This window comes from uncultured Microscilla sp., from assembly GCF_947493425.1.
Lineage (GTDB): Bacteria > Bacteroidota > Bacteroidia > Cytophagales > Microscillaceae > Microscilla.
This window is the reverse complement of sequence record NZ_CANLRP010000093.1, coordinates 20,249-32,951: the sequence shown is the minus strand read 5'-3', so window position 1 is coordinate 32,951 and position 12,703 is coordinate 20,249. Positions and strand designations below refer to the sequence as shown.

The window sequence follows — 12,703 nt, the reverse complement described above, 5'->3', positions numbered from 1 at the left end:
CTCAGTAATCGTAATCATCTGCCAAACTGTTTGAGGGTTTTCCAATACCTCCGTTAGCTTGGGCAATTTATCCCCTTCTATAAAACCTTAAGTAACTAAAGTTACGCAGACCTACTTATTTTGACGGTTATATGGCTTTATTCCTAAATGATTGGGCTACGCGTCCCCCGCTGGAGCAAGTCGGAAGACTTACCTTTATGAAAAGTTTTCAAATCTCCTCTGGAAGACTCAAAAGAGTAATGATCCCATTGCAGAGACTAATAAAAGCCTTGCTCAACTCAATGAACAAGGCTTTTGGTTATATTTCTTGAGGTACAATTACCACACATCAAATGCTTGCCACAAAATCAGCAAACACTTTTTTATGTCGTTCTAGGTCTAAATTGGCAGAAAGTGCCACCCGTACAATATAGTCTTTGTCGGCTTCTTTGGTGGTGCCTTGGGTAGAGGTAGCGGGTATAGTCCAATAACACCCCTTGAGCTGTCCATAGCTCACACAAAACTTACTCTCATGAGGAATTTCGCTGATCATTCGATTGATTAATTGCAGGTTCAAGTCTCTTTTATATGCTTCTTTTTCTTCATCGGTGTTGCCTTTGGTGGGCAGGTCGAGCGAAAAAACGGAGGGTGTAAACCCTTGAGCGGCTAGTTCTTCCGACACAAAATTGATTTTTGCCGCTGGCAAAGTTTCGCCAATAAAATTGACAAACTCACGCGCGTTTTTATAGGCTCCCTGAATACGTTGAATCATAGAAGGCAGTTGCTTGGCCAATATTTCCATCTGTAGGGCGGTCGCCTCATTGTCGGCAAGTTGTAGGTGTTGTTCTATTTTTGCCATCAAAGGCGCTGCTTTTTTGTTGGCAGTACAATACCCCGCCGTACACAAACCCCCACTCGGAAACTTAGACCCGCTCACGTAGGCAATGGTGCGTACAGTTGACAACATATTGTCTTCGCCCAAAAAGTGTACATTGGGGCAAAACGTTTGGTCTAAAATAAACACAGGATTCACTGCCACATTGCCTGCTTTGGTTTTACGCTCTTTGCTCAATGCCTCCTTTAGCTTTACCAAATTGGGCACCTCTACCCTGGGGTTGGTCGGAATCTCAACAATGATGTAAGGCACTGCGTCTTCATGGGCAATTTTATCCAACACTGTGTCAATGCCCTGCGCCATATCTTTGCCGCTATCCACGGGTAAATCTACTACCTCAATGAGCTCATTGCAAGCCGCCACCCGCCTTGCCTGGTCGTTGGTGCCTCCGTAGCAGTTGGGCGGAATCACAATTTTGATCGCCTTGCCTGGATGGTTTTCAAGCGCTTCATGTACCAGCCCCATTACAATGGCATATTGTATCGAAAGTCCACTAGAACCCACCAATGCGGGAATATTGGTATTGGTAATACCTTTGATGGTGTCAACTACTAATGCTTTGTTTGCTTTGCTATTGTCTGGTTTGTTTTCAATAGAAGAGGGCGCCACTAAAGCGTTTAAAACAGCAAGCACATTGGCTGGAGTCATGGCAATGGTTTCTCGCCTTCTTACGTGTTGAATTTCTGAGATATACCCTGTGTTTTGCTTACCGTGGGCCAATAAAACACTGCCAAAACGAGGGTGTGTATTCACAAAAAAGTCAGCCCCTTGAGCGAGGTCAAAATCACAAATATTGTCTTTTTCGGCAATAAAAACAGTGCTACCGTCAAACCCTGCGGTGGCATCTGTTGCTTGTTTCAGGTCAAATTGATACCCATACACACGGCGGAGCACATCAGCGTCAAAATAGGCGGGCAATTCGCCTTTATAAATAATTTGGGTGTTTTTATTGGCTAACAGGTTCTTTCTGAGCACGGCTAACACAGGGGCTGTCTTTGACGAAAAGCTAATGACATTTTCAGGCAGTTGATGGTGTAGTTTGGCTATCATCCATTCTAGCACACAAGACAAAGGATGCCCCAACCTAATATAATCATATGCGGTGGGCAATTCGCTCAGCGCCTGCGAGCTAAAGTTATTGGCGTTAAATAAGTTTTCGAACTGTTCTAAAAATTGAGTTTTGGCCAGTTTTTCTTCATAAATATCCAGTCGGTGAGTAGTGAGCTTCAACCAGTCAGCGGGCATGTTTTCTATCAGCCCTTTAATATAGTCGAGTGTATGATTGTGTTGTGTCATTTTCATTCATCCGTTTTTGTTGAGCAGAATAAGTGCCGTAAAGTTAGTAAAACGGAGAAAATAAATTGCCCCAAGTGTAGCGCAATATCTTGTGGGTAAGCGATAAACTTGTTGAAGGTTTTTGTTTTTCAAGCAAGGGATATAAACCAACACCTGGTAGATGTTGAACCAGTTGAGCATAAAATTCATCAGAAATTACTCTCAACGCCCTACGGTAAATAATTCGAAAATTCCCTCTTTCATAAAGGTCTTACCACAAGGTGACCTAAGCAATGCTCACCCCAAACTTTGAAAAACAACTTGTATACGAGTTTTTGGGTTGGGTATTGGTCTGGCTGAAGCCTTAAGACCAATACGAGGAGGTTGTTTTTGGGATTGAATTGTCTTGGCTTGCCACTCCTCTTGATAAACGATTTCCTATGAAGGTGAGCTCCCTGTGGTCGGTTCGTAATTGAAAAACTCGTAATTGGCTAAACAAACCCCTGCCTCTTTTTCACTATATCTTCAAGTATTTTACTAATACATCTAAGCCCGCCAAAAAAGACCTATATCACCAAGTATTTTACTAATATGTCCAAGTTTGCCCCAAAAGTTTTAAGGTTATTTGCAACAAATTAATGGAGGCTCTTCACACCTGCTTTATTGTTACTGTATAGTAATAGGCGCTGGTTCAAATAGTCATTTTTAAATCAAATTAACCTTATACTTTTACTTATGAAAGTTTTAAAATTCACCTGTTTATTCGTATTAGTTTCGTTTTTTGCAAAGGCTCAGTTAACATCGGGCAATGCTATAGTACAAGGAGTAAATATTACCAATCCTACCACCAACTATGTACGCGCAGTGTTTTCGCATAACGCACTTTGGGACAACACCCAATCGCGTTGGACGGTCAACCGTATTGGTGCCAACGACGCTCAGGCAATCTTAATTCCCAACAATGGAGGCTTTGACTTTATTGTGCACGAAAGCACCGGGAATTTCCCAAGAACCTTCACCCATAGTGATTTTGTAAATGGCAAGGTAATGACCATCTCAAGAAACGGAGACGTGGGCATTGGCACCGATGCCGTGAACAATTATAAACTGTCGGTCAATGGCAATGTAAGCCTGGGAAACAACGCTTTGTTGCATGTAAACTCGGCTGCCAATGAAGTATCTACCAGTGGTAAACTTGCCGTGGGCTCTGCTAACTTTGATGTGGACGCTATGCTTACTGTTGCTGGCAAAGCCAACGTACGCGAGCTAAGGGTGCACATCGACGCTGGTAAAGACATTGTTTTTCAAGAAAACTACCACTTGATGCCTCTGGAGCAAGTAGAAGCTTTTATCAAGCAAAACAAGCACCTGCCCGAAGTAGCCCCTGCCCGAATGATGGAAAAAGAAGGTTTGGAGTTGGGCAAGTTTAGCATGACCCTTTTGCAAAAAGTAGAAGAACTGACCTTGTACACCATTCAATTACAAAAAGAAAATAAGGTTTTGAAACAACAGATGAAAAAATACGAGGCGCTCGCCCAACGTTTGGAAAAATTGGAAAAAATGATGGAGAAAAATAAGTAAATCACCGCCGGTATCAAACCTTGAAAAGTAAAAAACAATGCAAAAAATGCTTAAAATTCCATTAATACTGATCATTATGGGAGGGCTGCTGTTTGCAGGGCAAACAAGCTGGGGACAATGCCCTTCGAACCAAAATGAAATGATCAAGTATATGCAAGAGTTTGCCAACAAGTATGAAGTGGTAGACGAACTAAGTCCGGATTATTGCAGGGTATGGACTGCCAATACGCCATCTAATGGGGTGATACGGCTTGGGTCTCCTTTTTTAAACGCCAAAGATCCCAAATTAGATGTGATCAATCAACAAGAAGATTACAAAAAAGAAAATGGTTGGGAAGTAATGGCGGTAAACCTGGGAGCCAATGGGATTGTTGCCCACCCCTACTTTGTGTTATACAATAAATATAGAGCACTATTACGCCTGTTTATTTGGTTCAATAACACCAATAACCACCAACAGTATGTAGTGACAATGAGCCACGCCACTGGCGGTAGTAAACCGGCTATTTTAGGACATGCCAACCACCTGGTAAAAGCTCCTGACAAATACCTGGATGCAGTAAACGATCAGGAGATCAACAACGAATCTATTTCTTATGTGACCTCCAAAACCAACTCTAACCGCCATTGGGTAGTGGCAGAATACCGTATGATGTATGACCCTAACATTAGCAATAGCAAGTACAATGGGGCATCACTGCAGTTTGCGGTACATGGAGTGACAACGTCTAATGTAAAGGCAAAAATTTCGGGGGAAAACATTACCGAAGAGTATTCTATCACAGGAAATAAAAGCGAAATTCAAAAACCCAAGAAAATAGACTCAAAAGACATTATTGAGTTTGCGGCTTCGGGCAAAAAGTTTTTGAAAAATGTGACAGATCTCGATGCTGATAAACTCGCCAAAGAGGTAAATGATTTTATTACTGATAAAGACAAACTGTACCCGCCGTTTCCCACTAGTGGGGGCATAGGTCCAATTCTTTCTTATGGTGTTCAGCTTGCCACCAATTTATTGGACAACCAAGAGAGAGAAAATAAGTTTGCCAAGTTGTTTGGTAGCGTGCAAAAAATAGCGGGTGGCGCCTCTAAGTTTCTGGGAGCCATTGGTGTTGTTGGACAAGTGATTGGTTTTTTGGCACCCAAAAAGGAGGGTGCAGCAGCCAAACCGCCATTTACCCCTACCATTACCAAAGTAAATGAAACCCTTACGGGTACTATAGAAACTTCTTTGCCGCTTGACAACATCATTGTACGCTTGCCAGGCACCCATCAGGGGAGCGGAGGCAATGAAACTTACTTTACCTGCCCCTTGGGTATTTTTAATCTAAAAAATACGCCCAAAGCCGATATGGTAAGCTATTCTAACTATGTGGGGTTGAAAGAGTTTTATGATTACTACGATGATTACGACGAGATTGAACCTAGATTCCTAGGCACAAAGTCATACAAAATAACGAATGATGTGCTTGCCGAATACAATAAAAAAGCGGGACTGGATTTGGTATCTGCCCAGATAGCTTTTATTGCCGAGTTCAATCACGCCTCTATGTTGAGCAAACACATGGAGCGTAATAATGAATATAGGTTCAATCCTTTCTTATTTCAGGTGCAAAGAGGTCAGTACCATATTACCTATTACAACCCTGACACAAACCCCAACAATGATGACAACCCCGATAACGACATTGCCCCACCTGCTGGGCAACCTGTAGACAAACAAAGAAGACCTTTTGTACAGGTGCAAACTCCTTATGTAAATGTTAACTGCTTTAAAGGCATGACTTTCAATGTAAGTCATGGAGGAAAAGTATACATAAGGGTAAAGGCGGTACTCAAACGAAGCGATGGAGGCAATGATGCACCTATCTTGTTTATCAAAGATTATGCATTGGATGTAAATGACATCACAGCTGATTTTGACCTGAGCAAGTACCGACAGTGGACTCATCATGTTCCACCTTTTTCTAATGAGAGTGCTACCATCAACGATAGATTTAAGATGTATGACAGTCGCCTGAGTTGGGCACGGTTAAACAAAGCCAACATAAGCATCACTTATGATAACAGGAATCCTGTAAGTGCTACCAGGTCTTACCAGGTGGAAGCTGGAGTGGAAGTAAATCTAAAGCCAGGTTTCGAGGTACCCCTGGGGGCAGAGTTTAACGCTAAAATCACCGATTTTGGGTATGCATTGCCTGATTGTGGCGATCCGGGGCAAATCACTGCTTTTGATAACAGCTCGGATTGTTATAATCTGAACGCCACCGCCAGAACTACCGAAGCACAAGTAGCAACCCCTGCCAAGGAGTTGGGCAATCGGCTTTTTGGTGCTTACCCCAACCCTACCAATGGGCAAGTAACTATAGACTACCAGGTAGGTACTGACGGCGGAAAAGTATACATGTATTTGTCAGATGTAAATGCCCGTATGGTAAAAATATTGGTGGCTTCGCAAGTAAACAATCAAGGGCAATATAAAGTAACCTTTGATACCAGTGAGCTCAAACCAGGAATGTATTTTTATACTTTGCAAGTAAACAACTACAGCGAAGTAAAACGTTTGTTGGTAGTAAAATAATCGTTTGATGCTACAAAATTACAAACCCTGTCTCAATAACTGAGATGGGGTTTTGTTTTTGTCTCCCAGCTTTTTCTCCTCCTTTCAGTCTGTCGACAAGCACTTGAAAGTGTCAACCTGAAAACCCGCCAGGCTTGCCTATCCTAAATTACATGCTCCTGTGACCTTTTCTCTAACCATTTCATACGTTGCCCCCACGTCAAAACTCAATTACTCATTGTTGTTTTTTTTCCTTATATTTAGTCCTTGTTTACCAAACCAAGGGGGCTTTGATGAACCCAAAGCGAACAAAAGAGATACAATAAAAAAGGTGTACCGAATTTAATATAAAAACTTGTCAAACAAAATAGTATACTTAAACGGAATAGCCGACATATATAGCAAGAATGGCCTGTCTGTTAAGCAAGATGTGGGATTTATCATCAATGACTTCAAGGAGCTATCTCTTGCTTATCCACACCAATCTAAAGTATACCGGGCTAACTATTATTCCTTCTTATTTATAAAAAAAGGAAAGGGTAATTACACAATGGATGACAAAACTTTTGAGTATGGCAACCAAACGGTATACTTTGCAAATCCAGGCCATATCAAATCACATACTTTTTATGAGCTAAACGACGCTTTCCGAATTGCGGTAACAGAAGAGTTTTTCAGAACCTATATTCATCCTGCTTTTTTTGACGAGTTTTTCTTTCTGCTGACCGAAATTGTGCCACCGCATACTCTATCAGACCAAGATTTTTCTGATATAGAAAAGCTTTACAAGCAAATTTTCTTGGATTACAATAGTGACTCCCCTTATAAATACAGGGTAGTAGGACACTACCTGGCAATTATTTTATTTAAAATAAAAGAGCTTTTTTGGGAAAACTACCAACCCTTAGAAGAAGGCAACAGAAGCTCGCACATTGTAAAAACATTCAAACAAAATATTGAACAGCATTACTTAGACCTTGGGCAAGGAAAAATAGAAACATTATTTCAAGTGAGTGATTACGCTTCTCAACAAAATTTAAACACCAACTATTTCAATCAAGTGATCAAGAGCAAAACTGGCAAAACAGTAAGCACCTGGATAGCCGAAAAATCAATATCTCAGGCTAAAGCTCTCTTAAAACATTCTCCACATTCTATAAAAGAGATAGCCTTTTTGCTTGGGTTCACCGAAATGGCTCACTTTAGCAATTTCTTCAAAAAACAAACAGGCATGTCCCCTTCAAACTATCGAAAAGGGCTGAAACTATAGTTTTTCTTTTCTCTTCTGTTATTTACACAACTCTTCCTGCAATTCTTGCAACTGCTATACTACATACAAGAACTACTTTTGCTGAAAATTCAACAATATATTTTCATAATTATGGCAAAAATCAACTTAAAAGACAAGGTAGTACTGATAACGGGTGGTGGCAAAAACCTTGGTGGGCTCATAAGCCGTGAAGTAGCAAAACAAGGGGCTGATGTTGTTATTCATTACAATAGCGATGCCTCTCGTAACGAAAGCGAAAAAACAGCACAAGCAGTAAAAGACCTTGGGCGTGATGCTATTCTTGTACAGAGCGACTTGACCAATGTAAATAATATGAAAGCACTGTTTCGGGCAGCAAAAGACAAGTTTGAACGAATAGATGTGGCGATCAATACGGTTGGGATGGTACTAAAAAAACCTTTTCTTGAAACCACAGAAGAAGAGTTTGATACTATGGCAGCCGTCAATAGTAAGTCTGCTTACTTTTTTATTCAAGAAGCTGGCAAACAGCTCGAAGACAATGGTAAAATCATCACTATTGCAACGTCTCTACTTGGGGCATACACGGGCTTATATTCAACTTATGCTGGTGGCAAGGCTCCAGTAGAACATTATACCAGAGCAGCTTCCAAAGAGTTTGGCACACGTGGTATATCAGTTACCGCAGTAGCCCCCGGACCAATGGACACCCCTTTCTTTTATGGACAAGAGTCGCCAGAGGCGGTAGCATACCATCAGTCGGCTTCTGCCCTTGGCGGGTTAACCAATATAGAAGATATTTCTCCACTGGTGCTTTTCTTGGCTACCGATAGTTGGTGGATTACTGGTCAAACTATCTTGATTAATGGGGGGTATACCACAAAATAGTGTTTTCGTCGCTAAATAAAAATCAACACCTACATAGCATTGCACCAACCCAACAATGAGTTGGTATTCTATTCATAAGGCCTTATCTATTGAGTTAGATAAGGCTTTTTTGTTTTTTAAAAACTTATGCAAGTGGTTGTGTTCCGAGTCGCTTCCAATGAGCTCTAAGGAAATATCAAAGTAAAAAATCGCTAAAACCAAAAATTACTGGAATTTGTGTTAGTCAATCTGGAATTTGTATAAGTATATCATTATCTTCATTACAAACTTTGAATTGTTCAATTCTAGACTTAAAAAAACAACACAGATGATTACAAACACCATAGAAACTCTACACCTGGATACGGTACTAAACAACCACGCACAGGATATGACTGGCAAGGTAGTCGCCATTACTGGAACCACCAGCGGCACAGGCTTTGTGTGCGCCCGCGAAGTGGCCAAAAAAGGTGCTAAAGTACTTTTGCTCAACCGCCAAAGCGAACGTGCCGAGCAAGCACTCAAGCAACTACAAACAGAAGTTCCCAACGGAAAATTCGAGGCAGTTACCTGCGACTTACAAGATTTTGACAGCGTACGCAGCGCCATAGATACCATCAAGGCTAAACATGAAGTACTTGATGTGTTGGTAAACAACGCGGGTGTAATGGCACTGGAGGACAAAGCCACTAAAGATGGATATGATGTGCAAATGCAAACCAATGTTATTTCGCACTTCTTGCTTACCAAAGAGCTATTTCCTTTGCTTAAAAAAAGCTCCAAAGCGCGCATTGTCAATCATTCTTCTATGGCTCGTTTAGGAGGACCTTTAGTAGATGACTATTTTGAGAAAAAAGGCGGCGACTTGGGCGGTGATGGTACCGAAGAACAAAACATGAATTTTCAGGGACCACGTTGGGAGCGTTATCACCAAACCAAGTTGGCGAATGCTACGTTTACTTATGGGCTAAAAAAGAAACTGGAAGAAGCCAATATCGACCATGTAATTCCTTTATTGGCACACCCTGGACTTGCCAAAACCAAACTACAGGTAACAAGTGCGGCAGCAGGAGGAATGGATGGTGAGGCTGACTTGATGAACATGGCACAGTCGGCCGAAGACGGCGCTACGGGTATTATCAGAGCAGCAATGGACCCTCAGGCAAAACCAGGTGATTTCTTTGGTCCTTCTGGTCAAGGTTGGAAAGGTTTCCCTGAAGCGCTTACCCCTGAAGATCTTTTACTGGATGAAGCCAACCTACGCACCAACTGGGAAGGGTGCGAAAAAGCAGTGGGTACTTTTAAGGTATAACTTTTTTGGTGGCATACACCAATCACTTTGGTAACAAAAGCCCTGTCCAAATTGAATGGAGGGGCTTTTGTTGTTTTAACTGTTTTCGCGCTGTTTTAGCAACAACCGGGCAAAATGTACATCTTGCCTGTTCCATTCTTCATGATTCTGTACAATTTCTTTCAGTTCGTTATTGTCAAACTGATGAATGTAGTGTTCTTTGGGCACTTCGGTAATGTTTTCGATCTCTTGTTGAAGCAAATAATCGGCTTTGGCGAAATCTTCTGAGTGTATTTTCAAAGCCCATTCGTTTTGCAGCGATTCACCGGGTTTGATAAGTATAGACGCCGCCTGTTCTGCGTTAGGCTCTATGATGTAGTTGCGGTCAAAAATATAGCGAATGTTATTTTCTTCGAAAAAAGCAATAAAAGCTTGTGCTTCTTCTTGGCTAAAAAAAGTCTGAAAAATTTGAAAATCAGGTTTATTCATAGGTGTGGGTGTTTTGTCCTCTCACAAAATATCAGTCCTGTCAAAAAAGCATAAAAATTGGCAGGAAAAAAACAAAGCGGTTTATTTTAACTTTTGGTAGCTTGGCGCACCCTTTTTTTTGTCAAAAAATAATTCCTGATAAAAATAAACATTTGGGTATACCCCTAACAAAAGGCTACCTCATACGCGATGAAGGAATGGGCAGAAAATAACTTTTCCTTCTGGTTTTTCTTCCTGATGTTTCGTTACCCCGGCAGTTCCAGTGGAACTATGCGTTTTTTTCGTCGTAGCTAAGGTTATGCCTGCAAACTGATAGCTGCATCTCTGCCAACGGCTAAAACTGCCTCAAAAAGAAATCCCTACCACCAGATAAGTAACTTATTTTTCAACCATTTCTAAGTCAACTTTTGCTTACTTTTGTAGCTTGATGCAATTTTTCAAAAAACGATTTAAACTACTTTATCAAATGAAAATATACCATAACAACCGCTGCTCGAAAAGCCGGGACAGCTTGAAACTGTTGCAAAGCAAAGGAGTAGATTTTGAAACCATAGAATACTTGAAAACGCCTCCTACCAAAGAAGAACTTACCGATTTGCTGGTAAAACTACAGATGCCTGCCAAAGACTTGATAAGAAAGGGAGAAGCAGATTATAAAGAAAACTTCAAAGACAAAGACCTCAGCGAAGAGGAATGGGTAGACGTCATGGTACAATACCCTAAGCTGATAGAACGCCCCATAGTGGTAAAGGGCGACAAAGCAGTGATTGGCAGACCCATTGATAAAGTAGAAGAATTGCTGGCTGAATAAAGCAAAACGGAAAGCAATAAAAACCTCCCTCATAAGTCAAAGGTTGCCAAATTTCTTGAAGGTTTTTCCTTCAAGAAGTTTGGCAACCTCAGTTCTTAGGAATGGTGTAAAAATAAACTTCTATAGTAACGCTAAAATATTTTGTTGCTAGACGCGACACGGCAATATCCAGTAGGACAGGCATTTGTTTTTTAATAATCGAGTAATAGCGGTTGCGTCAGCTAGACTCAGCCTTAGTTTGTTGCCGTTAAGAATCTGTGAAACGAAGCCGTAAAAACTGATCACTGTTTGAGCGAAGCGAGTTTGAGCAGTTTCGGCGTAGTGGAGCAGATTTAGGCAAAACAAACTACAGCTGCGGGTTTTTTGGTTACTTTTTTACCTGTAGAAAAAAGTAACGGCTCACCGATATTCTAATCAATCATTACACAAGTGTGTTTAATGATTGACAACTTTTTAATAGAAAAATCACTTTATAATTATTAAATACCAGTTGTGGCTCCTAGTGGATATTGAGCGAGCTTGAGGGAAGGTTGGCTAATAGCATCGCTATTCGGCTATTTTTTAACAAAGTATAGCCTCAAAAGATGAGGTTAAGAATGTGTATTTATTTTGGTACCATTCCTTACATAAAATAAAATTGCGTATCCCTGCCAAAAGTAATATATTGAATAAACCCTTTGATGCTTTATTATAATGGCAAACGAACCCCAATATCGACACTTCAAAGATCAGCAAACAGTACTGATGCTTATTGCAGAAATTAAACAAAGGTACGCCTTTGGGTATACAACCCTGACCAACAAGGTCATTACTCAAATCAAACATTACTTTCAGGCACAGTTCCCCGATGCCGATCCTACATCGGGGCGCTCTCGGTTCGACAACAAAAAATCTCCCCTAATAAAACCTAAGCTCATGTTGGGACTTTCGGGGGGCATAGATAGCACCGTGGCTACTTACCTTGCCGTAAAAGCAGTGGGCAAAGCCAATGTGCTGGCTGTATCGATGCCTGCCCGTCCTGATGATTTTCAGAGTTTGGCACACGCCAAGTTGGTAAGAGAAGCGCTCAACCTGGCAGTTGACAATCAAGGCATTCCAACCATTGTCGATATTTCGCCTATTGTACAAGCCCACCGTGAGGCAATGAACCAGACCCATATTGCCGAACTGGAGCTAAATGCTGGCCACATGATGCAAAACACCGAACAGCGTTTCAGAAGCGGTAATTTTGGCTCACGTATCAGGGTAGCCATTTTGTATGATTTTAAGCGGGCAATCAGGGGCAGGGTGTTGGGCACAGGCAACAAAACCGAACTTTGTCAAGGGTATGGCACCAAATATGGCACGCCACTGTCTTACGATTTTGGCTTGTTTGACCAATTGTACAAAATTGATATTTATGAAATGGCTAAGGTATTGAATGTGCCACAAATCATCATAGACACGCCACCTACCACTGGCTACTTTGAAGGGCAAACCCACGAGGGCGAACTGGGAGCAAGTATCGAAGAACAAGACATTTTTGCTTACTTGTTATTTGAAAAAAGGTTAACACCTGAAGAGATAAAAACAAAGTACGGGGCAAGTCTCGATTTTGCCAGACTGATGCAGAAAAGATATGAAGTATCTGCCCACAAAAGGGTACTGAACGAAGGGCAACAATGTGTGACTCTAGAAGCAAGGTAGACGACCAATCAATGCCTTGT

Annotated in this window: 9 protein-coding genes; 7 read left to right on the top strand and 2 right to left on the bottom strand. The window is 41.3% G+C overall.

Annotated elements, in window-relative coordinates:
- Positions 1-328 precede the first annotated feature (328 nt).
- The gene (locus tag Q0954_RS21015; protein ID WP_299459961.1) at positions 329-2,176 is read right to left on the bottom strand and encodes a cystathionine beta-synthase; all 1,848 of its coding nucleotides are present in this window, start codon (positions 2,174-2,176) and stop codon (positions 329-331) included.
- Positions 2,177-2,884: 708 nt separating this feature from the next.
- On the opposite strand from Q0954_RS21015, the gene Q0954_RS21010 reads away from it, so the two are divergent.
- The 5 genes from Q0954_RS21010 to Q0954_RS20990 all read left to right on the top strand — a co-directional run bounded on the left by Q0954_RS21010 (position 2,885) and on the right by Q0954_RS20990 (position 9,718).
- On the top strand, positions 2,885-3,730 hold the full coding sequence (locus tag Q0954_RS21010) for a hypothetical protein (RefSeq protein ID WP_299459959.1): 846 nt from the start codon (positions 2,885-2,887) through the stop codon (positions 3,728-3,730).
- 37 nt (positions 3,731-3,767) lie between these two features.
- Positions 3,768-6,311, top strand: a complete 2,544-nt coding sequence (locus tag Q0954_RS21005; protein ID WP_299459955.1) for a T9SS type A sorting domain-containing protein — start codon at positions 3,768-3,770, stop codon at positions 6,309-6,311.
- Between the two features lie 334 nt (positions 6,312-6,645).
- Positions 6,646-7,560 carry an AraC family transcriptional regulator gene (locus tag Q0954_RS21000; protein WP_299459952.1) on the top strand — a complete coding sequence of 305 codons (915 nt, stop codon included), beginning with the start codon at positions 6,646-6,648 and terminating at the stop codon, positions 7,558-7,560.
- 111 nt (positions 7,561-7,671) lie between these two features.
- On the top strand, positions 7,672-8,427 hold the full coding sequence (locus Q0954_RS20995) for an SDR family oxidoreductase (protein ID WP_299459949.1): 756 nt from the start codon (positions 7,672-7,674) through the stop codon (positions 8,425-8,427).
- A 307-nt stretch (positions 8,428-8,734) separates the two neighbouring features.
- Positions 8,735-9,718 (top strand): SDR family NAD(P)-dependent oxidoreductase, encoded by a 984-nt coding sequence (locus tag Q0954_RS20990; RefSeq protein WP_299459947.1) that lies wholly within the window; start codon positions 8,735-8,737, stop codon positions 9,716-9,718.
- Between the two features lie 75 nt (positions 9,719-9,793).
- On the opposite strand, the gene Q0954_RS20985 is transcribed toward Q0954_RS20990, so the two are convergent.
- Complete coding sequence (locus tag Q0954_RS20985; RefSeq protein WP_299459945.1) at positions 9,794-10,186, bottom strand: hypothetical protein; 393 nt, start codon at positions 10,184-10,186, stop codon at positions 9,794-9,796.
- A gap of 466 nt (positions 10,187-10,652) precedes the next feature.
- On the opposite strand from Q0954_RS20985, the gene arsC reads away from it, so the two are divergent.
- The gene (gene arsC, locus Q0954_RS20980; protein WP_299459942.1) at positions 10,653-10,997 is read left to right on the top strand and encodes an arsenate reductase (glutaredoxin); all 345 of its coding nucleotides are present in this window, start codon (positions 10,653-10,655) and stop codon (positions 10,995-10,997) included.
- Between the two features lie 693 nt (positions 10,998-11,690).
- On the top strand, positions 11,691-12,683 hold the full coding sequence (gene nadE / locus Q0954_RS20975) for an NAD(+) synthase (RefSeq protein WP_299459940.1): 993 nt from the start codon (positions 11,691-11,693) through the stop codon (positions 12,681-12,683).
- Positions 12,684-12,703: the final 20 nt, after the last annotated feature.